The organism is Variovorax glacialis, assembly GCF_051216375.1.
Lineage (GTDB): Bacteria > Pseudomonadota > Gammaproteobacteria > Burkholderiales > Burkholderiaceae_C > Variovorax.
Genome location: NZ_JBPJZT010000010.1, coordinates 1 through 15,503, shown reverse-complemented (window position 1 = coordinate 15,503; position 15,503 = coordinate 1). Strand labels below are relative to the sequence as shown.

The window sequence follows — 15,503 nt, the reverse complement described above, 5'->3', positions numbered from 1 at the left end:
ATCGTGTAATGGCGCACAGTTCAAGGAGACAGCATGCCCGTCCGCAATCGGTTCCCGTCGGCCGCCATTGCCCTCTGCGCCATCGCCAGTGGCTGCACCAGCTACCCGCCCCCCGCGACGATCGACGGCTACAAGCCTCCCGCGATCTTCGCGGGCTTCGCGTCGCCGCAGGTGTCGCGCAACAGTTGCGTCGACTCCGTCGCCCGCGAATTCAAGGTGCCGAAGGAAAACGTGAAGCCGGTGAGTGACATGACCACGATGACGGACGGCTTCTACGTGGTCACACTCAGCATCGGCCCCGGACAGCCGGCGATCAATTGCACCGTCAACGAGAACGGCGTCGTCTCGGACGTGATTCGCGCGCGCTGAACATGCCCGGTCGGCCGCCTCGGCGCGACGCACGCAAGGAACCATCCCCGTTGGACCCGCTTTCGAAATTCGCCACGACGCTCGGAGCCGAGGAGCGGTACCGCCTGCTCGTCGATGCCGTCGAGGAGTACGCGATCTACATGCTGGACCCCGATGGCTTCGTGGTGAGCTGGAACTCGGGCGCGCAGCGCCTGAAGGGCTACACCGAGCCGGAAATCCTGGGGCGCCACTTCTCCACCTTCTACACGCCGGAAGACATCAGCGCCGGCGCGCCGACCCTGACCTTGACGACCACCGCGCGCGAGGGCCGCTACGAGACCGAGGGCTGGCGCGTCTGCAAGGACGGACGGCGTTTCTGGGCGCAGGTGCTGGTCCATCCGATCCGGTCGTCGGAGGGCGAACTCATCGGCTACGCGAAAGTGACCCGCGACCTCAGCGACCGGCGCAGTGCGGAAGAGGCACTGCGGCGCAGCGAGGAGCAGTTCCGGATGCTCGTGCAGGCGGTGACCGACTACGCGATCTACATGCTCGATCCCGAAGGCGTCATCACGAGCTGGAATGCCGGCGCCGAGCGTGCCAAGGGCTACGCACCCGACGAGGCCATCGGCACCCATTTCTCGCGCTTCTATCGCCAGGAGGACCGCGAGCGCGGCGAGCCCGCCAGGGCGCTGGCGACGGCGGCGGCGGAAGGCCGCTTCGAAAGCGAGGGCTGGCGAGTCCGCAAGGACGGGACCGAGTTCTGGGCCAATGCGGTGGTCGACCCCATCTTCAACGGCGAGGGCAAGCTCGTCGGCTTCGCCAAGATCACCCGCGACATCACCGAGAAGCGACGCGCTCAGTTCGAACTCGAGAAGGCGCGGGATGCGCTGTTCCAGGCGCAGAAGCTCGACGCGATCGGGCAGCTCACCGGCGGCGTCGCGCACGACTTCAACAACCTGCTGATGGTGGTCCTGAGCAGCCTGGAGCTGCTCCGGCGACGCCTGCCGGCCGCCGACGAGAAGCTGCAGGGCCTCGTGAACAACGCGATCCAGGGTGCGCGGCGCGGTGCGGCGCTGACGCAGCGCATGCTGTCCTTCGCGCGGCGGCAGGACCTGGCCCCGGTCGCCGTCGATGTGCCGAAGCTCATCGCCGGCATGCGGGAGATGCTACGGCGGACGCTCGGATCGACGATCCAGGTGGCGACCGTTTTCCCGGCCGCGCCGGCGCGCGTGCTGGTGGACCCCAACCAGCTCGAACTCGCCATCCTCAACCTTGCCGTCAACGCGCGCGACGCGATGCCCGACGGCGGCCAGCTCGAACTCAAGGTCGAGGAGAAGACCGTCACCGACGGGCCAGGCCTCCGGCCGGGCAACTATGTGGGGCTGCTCATTTCCGACACCGGTTCGGGCATGGACGCAGCGACGCTCGAACGCGCCGTGGAGCCTTTCTTCACGACGAAGGGTGTCGGCAAGGGTACCGGGCTGGGGCTGCCGATGGTGCAGGGACTGGCGGCGCAGTCGGGCGGCCAGTTCGTCCTGACGAGCGCGGAAGGTGTCGGCACCACGGCCGCGCTCTGGCTGCCGGTCGCGCTCGGCGAGGCGGCTGCCATCGAGCGCGAGCCGGCGGCGGAAACGAGCAGTCTGCATCCCGGCCAGTCGCTGAGGGTTGTGGTCGTGGATGACGACAGCCTGGTGCTCTCCAATACCGCGTCGATGCTCGAGGACCTGGGGCACACGGTCATGACCGCGAGTTCCGGGCAGGAGGCGCTGGACATGGTGCTCGGCGAGCCATCGGTCGGGCTGGTCCTGTCGGACCACCTGATGCCGGGCATGACGGGTACGCAGCTTTTCGAGGTCATCCGCAAGCAACGTCCTGAACTCCCGCTGATTCTCGCAACCGGTTATGCCGAGCTGCCCCAGGGCCTGTCCGTGTTCACCTCCAAGCTGGCCAAGCCCTTCAACCAGGACGAGCTGGCCACCGCCATCGAGCGCGCCGTCCGGGTGAGGGAATGGCGCGCGAGCGGACTGAAGGGCTGAGAAAAGTAACTACGTCACTTTTCGCTCAAATACCACGCAGTCTGTTTGGCCGATTCCCAACGCGCACGCGCGAGGGCAAAGTGCTCCACTTCGTCGACTTCCGGAGCGGACCATGGACTCAGAGATCTGCACACTTGTCGTCCTCGCATTGCTCGTGGCCGGGGGGTGGATCATCGACGTGCTCATCCACCGCGAACCGCCGACCCGCATCGAGCGACTGATGCGCAGGCAGGTCCGTAGATCGCCGGATGCCATCCGCAGGACACAGCGGGTCTGACGCCGCCGGTGCATCCTTGCGCGCCGGCAAGCGCATACCGTTCGGCAAAGGGGTTCCTGGAGGCCCCGATTTGAGGCAGGCGAAGGACTTCACGCGCGTTTGAATTTCCCGGACAGCTTGGGGGTTTGCGAGGGCTGCGCGCCCGGGCGCTGTCAGAATCCGCCGCCCATGACCCACAGCACGCGCCCACAAACCAACGGCCGGGGTGGCACCGACAAAGACCACCTGCTCGCGTGGACCGTCGTCGGTGTCGTCCTGCTGGCCCTGATCGCACTGGGGCATGACGGCCGGCGGGTGGCGCAACTCATGGCGCTTGCGATGCCCGCGCTCGCGTGGCTGGCGTGGCCCGTGCGCACGCCCTGGCTGCATCGCGTGCGATCCGTCCTCGTCTGGCTCTGGGTCATGGGATTCGCATTCGACGGCGTGATTCGCGGCTATTTGCTCGATACCTACCAGGCTGCACCGGACAGTTCGCTCGTGCAATCCGCGGCGGCCAACACCAACAGCCGGGAGACTGGCGAATACCTGTCGATGCATTGGCGAGCGATGCTGGTCTGGTCCGGCGCGATCCTGCTGGCCGGTCTCGTCACCTGGCGGTACGCGCTGCGCGGCGCACGCCAGAGCGCGCGGCGGCCGCGCTGGGCCGTGGCCATGCTGATGGCGGCGCTCCTGGTCGGCAGCGTCGCCTACCTGAGCAAACCCTGGCGCCGGCTGCATCCGGCCATCTTCTGGGCTCACTGGAGCCAATCGATCCAGGCACTCAGTGCAGGCTGGGCCGATCGGCAGCAGGCGCGCGACCTCGCGTTGGTGCGTGCGAAGGCCGCGGCGCCGGTGGTCGCGCGGGAGGGCCTGGCGACCGTCGTGCTGGTCATCACCGACAGCATCAATCGCGACAACATGTCTCTCTACGGCTACGAGCGCGCGACGACGCCGCGGCTCCAGGCGAACAAGGCGCAACTGCGGGATCAGATGCTGGTGATGCGAAACGCGTGGTCGGTCGACGCGAGCACCATCCCGTCGCTGCACAACATGCTCAATTTCGGCGCGCCCCCGACCGAGCGGCCCCAGCATGTCCTGGCGCTCGCGCGCGCCGCCGGCTACAAGGTCTGGTGGATGAGCAACCACGACGACGTCGCGATCGAGCAGCAGCATGCGAGGTTCGCCGACGTGGTCGAACTCGTGAACCGTACACCGGGCCGCGCCGGCGCTTCGCTGGATGGCGAGTTGCTCGACTGCGTGCAGGAAGCGATCGAGGACTCGGCCGAGCGCAAGCTGATCGTGGTGCACCTCATGGGCGCACATCCGCACTACAGCCTCCGCTTCCCCGAGGGCGCCAATCCGTTCGACGACGAGGACGACGGCGTCGAGGAAGCGCTGGAGCGGAACGGCCGCTCCGCATGGGTGCGCAAGTTCCGCCAGGAATACGACGCGGCGCTGCTCTATCACGACTTCGTCGTTTCCGAGACCCTGCAACTGACCCGCAGCGCAGGGAAGACCGGCGGCTACCGGGCCTGGATGTACCTTTCCGACCACGGGCAGGAGGTGGGACACGGCAGCGACCACGCAGGCCACAGTCCGATGACCGCGTCCGGCTACAGGATCCCGACCGTCATCTGGCGCAGCGGCGCGCCGGTCACGCCGCGGAGTGCGGTCGAGGCCCGTCCCTTTCGCGCGGACTGGGCGGGCTGGACGATCGCCGACCTGTTGAACCTGCGCTGGAACGGCGACATCCCCGAACGCAACGCACTGGCGGACGGCTACAGGTGGCGCGCGCCCGAACTGCCGGTCGAGGTGAAGTCGTTCGAAGACTGATCGGCGAGGTCCTTCAGTACGACGGAAGCCGCTTCACGCAGCGCCGGATCTCTTCCATGAGTGCCAATGCGCAAGGCGCGGCCAACGCGCCGCCGCGCTGCGTGATGCCGATCTGCCGCTGCGTGCTGGCCAGCGGGAAGTTCAGCACCACCAGCGTGCCGGCCTCGATTTCGTAGTGAAGCTGGTGGGCGGAGATGGCCGTCACCATGTCGCTCTGCAGGAGCAGCCCTCGCAGCAGGGCGAGGTCGCCGGTCTCGACGGCGGGCTCCGGCGCCGGTTGGCCGGAATGACGGAAGAAGCGCTCCAGCAGTTCGCGTGAGGGCGAGCCTCGCCGGGACAGCACCCAGCCGGCGCGCTGCAGTTGCGCGAAGCCGATGCGCGGGGCCGTCGCCAGCGGATGGTCGGCGCGCGCGATCAGCGAGATGCGGTCAACGAACAGTGCTTCCTGGGCCAGGTCTTTCGCCTCCGCTTCGGGCCGGAGTGCGCCCAGGATGAAGTCCACTTCGCCGCTTCGCAACGCGGCGGCCAGGACCTCGTAAGGGCTCTCCACCGTGCCGACATGCACGCGCGGATGCTCGGCGAGCAGCGCCGAGATGGCCGCCGGAAGGATGAGCGTGCGCGAGAGCGGGAGCGCGCCGACCACGACGCTGCCCTGGACCACGCCCTGTATCGCCGCGAGATCGGAGCCCAGGCTGCGCAGTTCGGACAGCGCCCGCTTGCAGCGGAATGCGAGCAGCTCGCCGGACCGGGTCGGCCTCACGCCGCGCGCCGAGCGCGTGAACAGCATGCACCCGGACCGCGCTTCGAGGTCGCGCACCAGCGCGCTGAGCGCCGGCTGGGTCACGCCAAAGGCGCGCGCGACGGCGGGCATGTTGTGCATCTCGGCCAGTCCCGCGAAGAGCGCGAGCCTGCGGCCGCTGAACATCGCGGTCAGCAGGCCGCGCGCATCCAGCCTGCGCGTCCCATCTTCCGGAACCAATTCCTGGCTGGCCGCGATGAACTCCTGCTGGACGCGCATCGCACGCGCGAACACGGCCTTGCCGTACACGGTGAGGAGCATGCCTCGCGCCTTGCGCTCGAAGAGCGGAACGCCCAGCGAAGCCTCCAGCTCGCCGACCGCCCGTGTCACGGCCGAGGCGACGCGAAAAAGGCTTTCCGCAGCCTGCGTGACGCTGCCGGCCGTTGCCACGCCGGCGAATGCCTGGAGATGCCGCAGGTTGATCGAGAGGGGATCCGCCTGCGCGACCTTGGGCGTTTCGATAACTTTTGTCGATGCCAAAACGATGGACCCGTCTTCTGTTGCCGTAAGTAACGGCAGGCGCAGAGCATACGGCGGGTTAACCCTGCGTCAATAAATAAATGAGAACGCAGGGCAATCAGAACGCACAACCGCGAAACGCCGTTCGGCGGAGACTACGCCATGCAATCCCCGATTCGAAAACGACTGGACTCCGCATGATCATCGACTGCCACGGCCACTACACCACCGCGCCCAAAGCCCTGGAGGAATGGCGCAACCGCCAGATCGCCAGCCTCGGCAATCCGGCGGAAACCCCTTCGCCCGCTTCGCTGAAGATCAGCGACGACGAACTCCGCGAGTCCATCGAGAGCAACCAGCTCCAGAAGATGCGCGAGCGCGGCAGCGACCTGACCATCTTCTCGCCGCGCGCGAGCTTCATGGCGCACCACATCGGCAATTTCGAGACGAGTGCCACCTGGGCCGCGATCTGCAACGAGCTGTGCCACCGCGTCGCGCAGCTCTTCCCGGACAACTTCATCGGCGCGGCCATGCTGCCGCAGTCGCCGGGCGTCGATCCGCGCACCTGCATCCCGGAGCTGGAGCGTTGCGTCAAGGACTTCGGCTTCGTCGGCATCAACCTCAATCCCGACCCTTCCGGCGGTCACTGGACCTCGCCGCCGCTGTCGGACCGCCACTGGTATCCGATCTACGAGAAGATGGTCGAGCACGACATCCCGGCCATGGTGCACGTGAGCACGAGCTGCAACGCCTGCTTCCACACCACCGGCGCGCACTACCTGAATGCCGACACCACGGCCTTCATGCAGTGCCTGACCTCGGACCTGTTCAAGGACTTCCCGACGCTGCGCTTCGTGATCCCGCACGGCGGCGGCGCGGTGCCCTACCACTGGGGGCGCTTCCGCGGCCTCGCCCAGGAGTTGAAGAAGCCCCTGCTCAAGGACCACCTGCTCAACAACATCTTCTTCGACACCTGCGTCTACCACCAGCCGGGCATCGACCTGCTGACGCGCGTGATTCCGGTCGACAACATCCTCTTCGCGAGCGAGATGATCGGCGCCGTGCGCGGCATCGACCCCGAGACCGGCTTCCCCTTCGACGACACGCGGCGCTACATCGACGCCACGCCGATGCTCGACGACGAAGCGCGCTTCAAGGTCTACGAAGGCAACGCACGCCGTGTCTACCCGCGCCTCGATCGCGCGCTCACCGCCAAAGGCCTCTGAACATGTCCACACCCAGCCCCCTCCAGCAACTCGGCATCGTGCACCGCAGGATCGCGCGCGCCGACCCCGCCGCGGTCGAGAAGCTCTCGCGCTTCGGCGTATCGACCGTGCACGAGGCCCTTGGCCGCCTGGGGTTGATGCAGCCCCGCATCCGTCCGATCTATCCCGATGCGCGCTTCTGCGGCACGGCCGTCACCGTGCTGCTGCAGCCCGGCGACAACTGGATGCTGCACGTGGCGGCCGAGCAGATCCAGCCCGGCGACGTGGTGGTCGCCGGCTGCACCAGCGACAGCACGGACGGCTTCTTCGGTGACCTGCTGGCGACCTCGTTCAAGGCGCGCGGCTGCAAGGGCCTCGTGATCGATGGCGGCGTGCGCGATGTGCGTGACCTCACCGCGATGAACTTCCCCGTGTTCAGCCGTGCGATCCATTCGAAGGGCACGATCAAGGCGACGCTCGGCTCCGTCAACGTGCCGGTGGTGTGCGCCGGTGCTTTGGTGAACCCCGGTGACGTCGTGGTGGCCGACATAGACGGCGTCGTCTTGGTGCCGGCTGCGCGCGCGCAGGAAGTGGCCGATGCGGCGGAAGCCCGCGAGGCCAACGAGACGGGCAAGCGTGCGCGCTTCGCGGCGGGCGAACTCGGCCTCGACATGTATGCGATGCGCGAGCCGCTGGCCAAGGCCGGCCTGCGCTACATCGACTGATCGGCAACACCATGGCCAGCATCATCGGCGCCGTCGCCTGCTCCCACACCCCGACCATCGGCTTCGCGTTCGACAAGAACAAGCAGGACGATCCGGTCTGGGCACCCATCTTCGCGGCCTTCGAGCCGGTGCAGCGCTGGCTGGCCGAGCGCAGGCCCGACGTGCTGTTCTTCATCTACAACGACCACGTCAGTTCCTTCTTCTTCGACCACTACTCGGCCTTCGCTCTCGGCGTCGGCGAGCGTCACGAGGTGGCGGACGAAGGCGGCGGCGCACGCGACCTGCCTTCGGTGGCCGGGCATCCGGCACTGGCGCGGCACATCGGCCGCTCGCTGGTGGCCGACGAGTTCGACATGTCCTTCTCCCAGGACCGGGCGCTGGACCACGGCGTGTTCTCGCCGCTGTCGCTGCTGTGCCCGCACGAACCCGAATGGTCGGTGCCCGTCATTCCGCTGCAGGTGGGCGTGCTGCAGTCGCCCGTGCCTTCGGCCCGCCGCTGCTATCGGCTGGGGCAGGCGCTGCGGCGTGCGATCGAAAGCTATCCGGAAGACCTGAAGGTCGCCATCGTCGCCACCGGCGGCCTGTCGCACCAGGTGCATGGCGAGCGCGCCGGCTTCAACAACACCGCGTGGGATGCCCGGTTTCTCGAACTCATCGAGAACGACCCGGTTCGGCTCACCGAGATGACGCAGGCCGAACTCGCGACCCTGGGGGGCATGGAGGGTGCCGAAGTCATCATGTGGCTGGTCATGCGGGGCGCGCTCTCGGCCAATGTGCGCAAGACGCACCAGAGCTACTACCTCCCATCGATGACGGGCATCGCGACCCAGATCTACGAGAACCTCGCGAGCCCGCCCATCGCGGGCGAGATCGAGCGGCACCGCCGCCACATGGGCGAGCAGCTGGCCGGCGTCGAAGCGCTGAAGGGCACATACCCGTTCACGCTGGAGACGAGCGTGCGCGCCTATCGCCTCAACAAGTTCCTGCACGGGATGACACGTCCCGAGCACCGGGCGCACTTCCTCGCCGATGAAGAGGCCTCCTTCGAGGCGGCAGGACTGACGGCGAAGGAGCGCGATCTCGTTCGCCACCGTGACTGGCGCGGGCTGATCCACTATGGCGTGATCTTCTTCATGCTCGAGAAGCTCGGTGCCGTCGTCGGTGTCTCCAACCTCCACATCTATGCCGCGATGCGCGGGGAGACGCTGGAGGCGTTCCAGCAGACGCGCAATGCGCCGGGTGCGCTGTATTCGGTTGCAGGCAAGGACGCCAAGTCCCAAACCTGGGATTCGGCGCCCGTTGCGGACCAGCGCTGACTTCCGCCGGCCGGTCGCCCGCAGGGCGTCGGCCCGTTCCTTTCATTTTCGGGATCCCCTATGAAATCTCTCTTCCTTCGCTGCGCGCTGGTGCTGGCCGCTTTGCTGCCAATCGGCATCCTGAGCGCGTCGGCTGCCGACGCCTATCCATCGCGGCCGATCAGGATTCTTGTCGGCTACAGCGCAGGCGGCGCGGTGGATGCCATCGCGCGTTCGGTCGGCCAGCGCATGTCGGCGACCCTCGGCCAGCCGGTCATCGTCGAGAACAAGCCGGGCGCCGGGACGAACATCGCCGTCAAGTCGCTCATCGCCAGCCCGCCCGACGGCTACACGCTGCTGCTGGCGGCCAACGCGCTGGCGGTGAATCCGGCCCTGTTCCAGCCCGCGCCCTACGACCTGGAGCGCGACTTCACGACTGTCGCGGCAGTCGGAAGGGTGCCCGTGGTGTTTGCCGTGCGCGAAGGCTCGGACATCAAGACGCTGGCGCAACTGTTGGCCGCTGCCAAGGCCAAGCCCGGCACGATCAGCGTCGCGACGCCGGGCAACGGCTCGACCCCGCACCTGGCGATGGAGCTGTTCCAGCACACGGCCGGACTCTCGGTGCGCCACGTTCCGTACAAGGGCGGTGCACAGGCCCTGACGGATGTCCTGGGCGGGCACGTGGACGTCGTGGCCATCAACGCGCTGGAGGCGCTGCCGCTGGCGAAGTCCGGCAAGCTGCGCGTGCTGGCGGTCATGAGCCCCGAGCGCTCGGCGGTGCTGCCCGGCGTGCCGACCGTGGCCGAGTCCGGCTACCCGGGGTTCGAGTCCAGCGTCTGGTATGGCTTCGTCGCGCCGGCCGGCCTGCCGAAGCCCATCGTCGCGAAGTTGCACGAGGCCGTGCAGAAGGCGCTCGCATCGAGCGAGGTGCGCGACCAGCTGGCTGCCGCGGGCGGCGTCCCGCTGCCGGGTGCGCCGGAGCTGTTCGAGAAGCTGGTCAGGACCGATGCCGCGCGCTACGGCAAGCTGATCCGCGAAGCCAGCATCAAGCCGGACTGAAACCCGATGAGCACCGACATCCTCCGCCGCAGCCTCTGCCTGTCGATCGCAGGCGGCGCGCTGCTGCCAGCCGCCCGCAACGCCATGGCGCAGAGCTATCCGACGCGGCCGCCGCACCTCATCGTTCCGTTCACGCCCGGGGGCTCCTCCGACGTGCTCGGCCGCGCCATCGGCCAGGAGCTGGGACGCGCCTGGGGCCAGGCCGTGGTGGTCGAGAACGTGCCCGGCGCCGGCGGATCGGTCGGCGCGGAGAAGGTGGCGAAGGCGCCCGCGGACGGCTACACCCTGCTCATGGGGCACATCGGGACGCTGGCCGTCAATCCCTCGCTGTACCCGAAGCTGGGCTACGACCCGGTTCGCAGCTTCGCGCCCGTGGCGTGGGTCGCGCGCGTGCCGAACGTCCTCGTGGTTCACGCATCGGTGCCGGCCCGTACCCTCGGCGAGCTGGTCGCGCTGGCCAAGGCGCGCCCGGGGCAGCTGGCCTATGGATCGGGCGGCAACGGGAGCGCGGCCCACGTCACCATGGAGTACCTCAAGCTGCAGACCGGGACTTCGTTCCTGCACATCCCGTACCGCGGCACGGCGCCGTCCGTGAACGACCTGCTCGCCGGTCAGGTGCAGGTGCTCTTCACGGGTGCACCGGCGCTGCTGCCGCACATCAAGGCCGGGACGATCCGTGCGCTGGCGGTTTCGAGTCCGCGCCGCATCGCGCTGCTGCCGGACGTGCCGACGGTCGCAGAAAGCGGCGTCGCAGGGACTCGCGGTTTCGAGGCCGACCAGTGGTACGGCGTGGTCGCGCCCGCGGGCACGCCGCCCGAGATCGTGTCGATGCTCAACCAGCAGATCAATCGGTCTCTCGAATCGTCGGAAGTCCGGATGCGCCTTGCCGCCGAAGGCGCCGAAGCCACGCCTGCCACGCCACAGGTCTTCGGCCAGTTGATCGGGAGCGAGATCGGCCGCTGGGACCGCGTGATCAAGGCGGCGCACATCACCATCGACTGATCGCGGAAGAAGGAACACACCAGGAGCGGATGCGGATCGCCTGATCCGGCACCGCGAGAGCGGCGGCTGAGCGCCGTCAGCGCCAGACGGGGCGAAAGAAGGTGCGCTCGTAGCTCACGATGCACCGCGTCTCTTCAGCGTACCGGAACGCGGCCTGGCACTCCGGATCGGCGAAGGAGGCCTTCCGGTACTGCTCGTATTCCGCGAGCGACGGGAAGCTGAAGGACGCCAGCGCGATGTTGTTCGCGCCTTCGGACGGCATCAGGTAGCCGTGATGCTGGCCGCCGAGTTTCTCGACCAGCCGGATCCAGGTCTTGCCGTAGTGCTCGAACTCGGCCAGCTTCGAGGGATCGATGACGTAGCGCAGATGGCAGGTGATCATTTCACTGGAACACGACGCGCGCGGTCGCCGCCGCTTCCTTCCAGACGGCCTCCCGGGTGCCCGCGTGGGCGAGGGCGGCGTCCACCGAGACCGCGATCACGTTGACGGTGGCGCCGCTGTAGTGCGCGCGCAGCATGACCTTGAGCTGGGTGGCCGTCGGGATGGCGCGCACTTCCTCGCCGTCGGGTGCGAGGAGCGGCACGTCGGCTGAAGGCGCTTCCAGGTAGCGATCGATGACCGGAAGCTTCACCGTGAAGCGTTGTCCGACCTTGAAGGTGTAACTCTCCCGCGCACGCAGCTCCATCGAGAAAGCGGGCAGCTTTTGCGGGCGAGTGAGTAGTTCCTTCTTCTGCCGGGCAATGGCTGCGGCCTCCTCGGCCCGAGCCGGTGAAACAGGTTCTGCAAAGCGGATGTTCATGGACAGCGATGTTGGACTGGAACGCAGGAAAAGTGCCGGTGCAGTTTACGTCCGACTGGCGTTTCTGCCGAGTGCCGGTTGCGTTGTGAGAGCATCCGTCCGTCGAGGAAAGCCCCAACCATGTCCGAAGAAACCAACGCCTTGCCGCCCCAGGGCCTGCGTCCCACGCACGAACAGATGGTGCGCCACCTGCGCCGCTCCAACGAAGTCGCCCGGCGGGCCATCGCGCTCGGCCACCACCCCTTCGGGGCCGTGCTGGTCGGTCCCGATCAGGAAACCGTGCTGCTTGAGCAATGCAACATCGACACCGTGAACCACGCCGAGTCGACGCTGGCGCGCGTGGCCGCGACCAACTTCACCCCGGAGTTCCTCTGGGGCTGCACGCTCTACACCGCCGTCGAGCCCTGCTGCATGTGCGCGGGCACGGCGTACTGGGCCAACATCGGTCGCGTGGTCTACGGCATGACGGAGGCGCAGCTGCTCGCCGAGACCGGCAGCCACGCCGAGAACCCGACGATGAGCGTCTCCTCGCGCTACGTGTTCGACCATTGCCAGAAGCCGGTGGAGCTGATCGGGCCGGTGGCCGAAGTCGCGCAGGAAACCATCGAGATGCAGCGCGCGTTCTGGGCGACCCGCTGAGGCACTGAGGCGGAGGCGGGTACGCCCGCCGTTGCTTTTTGCGTCGGCGTCCTGTCGAATGGCGACCTTTCTCGCCATTTCCAGGAGACTCTTCAATGACGCGTGTCTTCAACTTCAGCGCGGGCCCGGCGACGCTGCCCGAATCCGTGCTTCGCCAGGCGGCCGACGAGATGCTCGACTGGCGAGGCAGCGGGATGTCCGTGATGGAGATGAGCCACCGCGGGAAGGAGTTCATCGCCATCCATGCCGAGGCCGAGAGCCTGGTGCGCGAGCTGCTGGCGGTGCCGTCCAACTACAAGGTGCTGTTCCTGCAGGGCGGCGCGATCGCCGAGAACGCAATCGTGCCGATGAACATGCTGCGCGGCCGTGCAGGCGCCGACTACATCGACACCGGCGAGTGGTCGAAGAAGTCGATCAAGGAAGCGAAGAAGTACTGCAAGGTCAATGTCGCGGCCAGCGGCGAGGCGGGCGGCTACACCAGCGTGCCACGGCAGGAAACCTGGAAGCTCGATCCGGACGCTGCCTACGTTCACATCTGCTCGAACGAGACCATCGGCGGCGTCGAATACCACTGGACGCCCGACACCGGCGATGTCCCGCTGGTGGCCGACATGTCGAGCAGCTTCATGTCGCGGCCGGTCGACGTAAGCCGCTACGGACTGATCTACGGCGGCGCGCAAAAGAACGTCGGGCCGGCCGGCGTCACGCTGGTGATCGTGCGCGACGACCTGATCGGCCAGGCGCTGCCGATCACGCCGTCCGCCTTCGACTACAAGATCCAGGCCGAGAACGACTCGATGTTCAACACGCCGCCGACCTACACGATCTACATCGCGGGCCTCGTGTTCAACTGGATCAAGGCGCAGGGCGGGCTGAAGGCGATCGAAGCGCACAACCGCAGGAAGGCCGCGGTGCTGTACGACCACCTGGAGACCACTTCCTTCTTCTACAACCCGGTGGCGCGCGAGGACCGTTCGCTGATGAACGTGCCCTTCAAGTTGCGCGACGAATCGCTCGACGAGGCCTTCCTCAAGGGCGCGCAGGCGCGCGGCATGGTGCAGTTGAAGGGTCACCGGTCGGTCGGCGGCATGCGCGCGTCGATCTACAACGCCATGCCCATCGAAGGCGTCGTGGCGCTGGTCGCGTACATGAAGGAGTTCGAGGTCAGCCATGGCTGACCGGCTCAAGGTCCTCGTGTTGAACGAGATCTCGGCCAGGGGGCTCCAGCGCCTGCCGAGCGATCGCTACATCGCTGGCAAGGACGTGACGGCACCCGACGCGGTGCTGGTGCGCTCGGCCGATATGCATGCGATGGACATCCCGCGCAGCGTGCGCGCCATCGCCCGTGCCGGCGCCGGCACCAACAACATCCCGATCAAGGCCATGAGCGAACGCGGCGTGCCGGTGTTCAATGCGCCTGGCGCCAACGCCAATGCCGTGAAGGAACTGGTAGTGGCCGCCATGCTGATGGCCGCGCGCAATCTCTCGGGCGCCTTGCGTTTCGTCGACGAGCTGGGCCCCGGGCGCGCGGACATGGAGAAGACGGTCGAGAACGGCAAGGCCGCCTTTGCCGGCTTCGAGCTGGCGGGCCAGACGCTGGGCATCGCCGGCCTGGGCAAGATCGGCTGCCTGGTGGCCGACGCGGCCATCAAGCTCGGCATGAACGTGCTCGGCCACGACCCGGACATCACCGTCGATGCCGCGTGGAGCCTGCCCTCGCAAGTCCGCAAGGCCGCGAGCGTGGCGGACGTGCTGCGCAACGCGCAGTTCGTGACCTTGCACGTGCCGCTGGTGGATGCCACCCGGAACATGGTCAACGCGGAGAACATCCGCCTGATGCAACCCGGCGCCGTGCTGCTGAACTTCTCGCGCGAGGGGGTGGTGAGCAACGAGGCGGTGCTGGCATCGCTGGCCGCGGGCCACCTGGGGCGCTACGTGTGCGACTTCCCGAGCGCCGCGCTGCTGGGGCACGAGCGCATCGTGTGCCTGCCGCACCTGGGCGCCTGCACGCGCGAGGCGGAGGAGAACTGCGCGGTCATGGTCGCCGAGCAGCTCCGCGACTTCCTGGAGGACGGCAACATTGCCAACGCGGTGAACTTCCCGAGCGTGAGCATGGCGCGCGAGTCGGCCTACCGCGTGGCGATCGCGAACGCCAACGTGCCCAACATGCTCGGCCAGATCTCCACCGCGATGGCGAACGCCGGCCTGAACATCCACAACATGGTCAACAAGTCGCGCGGCGACATGGCCTACACGCTGGTGGACATCGACAGCGCCGTGAGCCCCGCCGTGCTGGCCCACATCGCGGCCATCGACGGCGTGCTGTCGGCGCGCTACCTGCCGCGCCCTGCGGACTAGGGTCTGTTGATACAAACGAAGGCCATCGGCGTCTTCACAGGCGGTACGACTGGGATGAAGCCGAGCCAGGCGCGCCTGGCCGCGGGGCACCTCCCCTCAACTACTGGGCCGTCGGACAGCAGGACTGAGTTTTGGCGCAAGCCGGTTGCACGACCACCATCACCTGGTCAATGGTCGCGGTCGCGAGCGGCGACTTGGTTTTCAAGGGAAAGATGGCCCAATGGAGCTGTGCAGGACTATCGTCCCCGGTCTTTATCAGCCGAATCACGTTGTCGATGCGCTGGCGCGCCAGGGCATTGCTTGCCGCGCTGCCTTTTATGGCGTTTGCGAACACACCGATTTCACCGATTCCTTGCGTCACGCCGCCCTTGCGCTTCTGCCACAAGGCATACCAACTCGCCAGCGCCTGAATCTGCCCGTTCTCCAGGGCAGCGCTTTGCGGGTGCATTTCAATTTCATGCTCGAGGTCGCCTGGCTTGCAAGCGAATGACAGAGAGGTGACTGACGCGCACACGAGTGCCGCTACTGGTTTGCGAAAAATCATGGTCTGGGCTCTCCCACGACGCCCAATATGAACCGCACCGGCTTTCGAGGAGGCCTATTGGCTTGAGTCCGACCGGGATGGTCTGACTTCTCTTCTGGCTGTTCTGACTTTCATTATTCCAGCCCCCCGCAGGGGCCGCCGGAGG

The 15,503-nt window shown here is 67.3% G+C and carries 16 protein-coding genes; 12 read left to right on the top strand and 4 right to left on the bottom strand.

The window, feature by feature from the left end:
* Positions 1 to 33 precede the first annotated feature (33 nt).
* The 4 genes from ACSFBL_RS24200 to ACSFBL_RS24185 all read left to right on the top strand — a co-directional run bounded on the left by ACSFBL_RS24200 (position 34) and on the right by ACSFBL_RS24185 (position 4,473).
* Positions 34 to 369 (top strand): zinc-binding metallopeptidase family protein, encoded by a 336-nt coding sequence (locus ACSFBL_RS24200; protein ID WP_435518358.1) that lies wholly within the window; start codon positions 34 to 36, stop codon positions 367 to 369.
* Positions 370 to 419: 50 nt separating this feature from the next.
* A complete protein-coding gene (locus ACSFBL_RS24195) occupies positions 420 to 2,384 on the top strand; it encodes a hybrid sensor histidine kinase/response regulator (RefSeq protein WP_435518357.1) in 1,965 nt (654 codons plus the stop codon).
* Between the two features lie 112 nt (positions 2,385 to 2,496).
* Positions 2,497 to 2,661, top strand: a complete 165-nt coding sequence (locus tag ACSFBL_RS24190) for a hypothetical protein (RefSeq protein ID WP_435518356.1) — start codon at positions 2,497 to 2,499, stop codon at positions 2,659 to 2,661.
* Between the two features lie 168 nt (positions 2,662 to 2,829).
* The gene (locus tag ACSFBL_RS24185; RefSeq protein ID WP_435518355.1) at positions 2,830 to 4,473 is read left to right on the top strand and encodes a phosphoethanolamine transferase; all 1,644 of its coding nucleotides are present in this window, start codon (positions 2,830 to 2,832) and stop codon (positions 4,471 to 4,473) included.
* 13 nt (positions 4,474 to 4,486) lie between these two features.
* On the opposite strand, the gene ACSFBL_RS24180 is transcribed toward ACSFBL_RS24185, so the two are convergent.
* The gene (locus ACSFBL_RS24180) at positions 4,487 to 5,752 is read right to left on the bottom strand and encodes a LysR family transcriptional regulator (protein WP_435518354.1); all 1,266 of its coding nucleotides are present in this window, start codon (positions 5,750 to 5,752) and stop codon (positions 4,487 to 4,489) included.
* Between the two features lie 176 nt (positions 5,753 to 5,928).
* Here ACSFBL_RS24180 and ACSFBL_RS24175 point away from each other — a divergent pair, with 176 nt between their 5' ends.
* The 5 genes from ACSFBL_RS24175 to ACSFBL_RS24155 are packed head-to-tail and all read left to right on the top strand — an operon-like array spanning position 5,929 to position 11,017.
* The gene (locus tag ACSFBL_RS24175) at positions 5,929 to 6,957 is read left to right on the top strand and encodes an amidohydrolase family protein (RefSeq protein WP_435518353.1); all 1,029 of its coding nucleotides are present in this window, start codon (positions 5,929 to 5,931) and stop codon (positions 6,955 to 6,957) included.
* Between the two features lie 2 nt (positions 6,958 to 6,959).
* The gene (gene ligK / locus ACSFBL_RS24170; protein ID WP_435518352.1) at positions 6,960 to 7,661 is read left to right on the top strand and encodes a 4-carboxy-4-hydroxy-2-oxoadipate aldolase/oxaloacetate decarboxylase; all 702 of its coding nucleotides are present in this window, start codon (positions 6,960 to 6,962) and stop codon (positions 7,659 to 7,661) included.
* A gap of 11 nt (positions 7,662 to 7,672) precedes the next feature.
* Positions 7,673 to 8,977, top strand: coding sequence for a gallate dioxygenase (locus ACSFBL_RS24165; RefSeq protein WP_435518351.1), 1,305 nt, complete (start codon positions 7,673 to 7,675; stop codon positions 8,975 to 8,977).
* A gap of 60 nt (positions 8,978 to 9,037) precedes the next feature.
* A complete protein-coding gene (locus ACSFBL_RS24160; RefSeq protein ID WP_435518350.1) occupies positions 9,038 to 10,015 on the top strand; it encodes a Bug family tripartite tricarboxylate transporter substrate binding protein in 978 nt (325 codons plus the stop codon).
* A gap of 6 nt (positions 10,016 to 10,021) precedes the next feature.
* The gene (locus ACSFBL_RS24155) at positions 10,022 to 11,017 is read left to right on the top strand and encodes a Bug family tripartite tricarboxylate transporter substrate binding protein (RefSeq protein WP_435518349.1); all 996 of its coding nucleotides are present in this window, start codon (positions 10,022 to 10,024) and stop codon (positions 11,015 to 11,017) included.
* A 76-nt stretch (positions 11,018 to 11,093) separates the two neighbouring features.
* Here the strand turns inward: ACSFBL_RS24155 and ACSFBL_RS24150 are convergent, their stop codons facing one another.
* Both ACSFBL_RS24150 and ACSFBL_RS24145 read right to left on the bottom strand, forming a co-directional pair.
* Positions 11,094 to 11,399 (bottom strand): NIPSNAP family protein, encoded by a 306-nt coding sequence (locus ACSFBL_RS24150; protein ID WP_435518348.1) that lies wholly within the window; start codon positions 11,397 to 11,399, stop codon positions 11,094 to 11,096.
* A gap of 1 nt (position 11,400) precedes the next feature.
* Positions 11,401 to 11,817 carry a hypothetical protein gene (locus ACSFBL_RS24145; protein ID WP_435518347.1) on the bottom strand — a complete coding sequence of 139 codons (417 nt, stop codon included), beginning with the start codon at positions 11,815 to 11,817 and terminating at the stop codon, positions 11,401 to 11,403.
* A 120-nt stretch (positions 11,818 to 11,937) separates the two neighbouring features.
* Here ACSFBL_RS24145 and ACSFBL_RS24140 point away from each other — a divergent pair, with 120 nt between their 5' ends.
* The 3 genes from ACSFBL_RS24140 (at position 11,938) to ACSFBL_RS24130 (ending at position 14,814) form a co-directional block, all read left to right on the top strand.
* The gene (locus ACSFBL_RS24140) at positions 11,938 to 12,456 is read left to right on the top strand and encodes a nucleoside deaminase (RefSeq protein WP_435518346.1); all 519 of its coding nucleotides are present in this window, start codon (positions 11,938 to 11,940) and stop codon (positions 12,454 to 12,456) included.
* 95 nt (positions 12,457 to 12,551) lie between these two features.
* A complete protein-coding gene (gene serC / locus ACSFBL_RS24135; RefSeq protein ID WP_435518345.1) occupies positions 12,552 to 13,634 on the top strand; it encodes a 3-phosphoserine/phosphohydroxythreonine transaminase in 1,083 nt (360 codons plus the stop codon).
* Positions 13,627 to 14,814, top strand: a complete 1,188-nt coding sequence (locus tag ACSFBL_RS24130; RefSeq protein WP_435518344.1) for a phosphoglycerate dehydrogenase — start codon at positions 13,627 to 13,629, stop codon at positions 14,812 to 14,814. Before serC ends, ACSFBL_RS24130 begins: the two co-directional genes overlap by 8 nt.
* A 100-nt stretch (positions 14,815 to 14,914) precedes the next feature.
* On the opposite strand, the gene ACSFBL_RS24125 is transcribed toward ACSFBL_RS24130, so the two are convergent.
* On the bottom strand, positions 14,915 to 15,358 hold the full coding sequence (locus tag ACSFBL_RS24125) for a hypothetical protein (protein ID WP_435518343.1): 444 nt from the start codon (positions 15,356 to 15,358) through the stop codon (positions 14,915 to 14,917).
* Positions 15,359 to 15,503 lie beyond the last annotated feature (145 nt).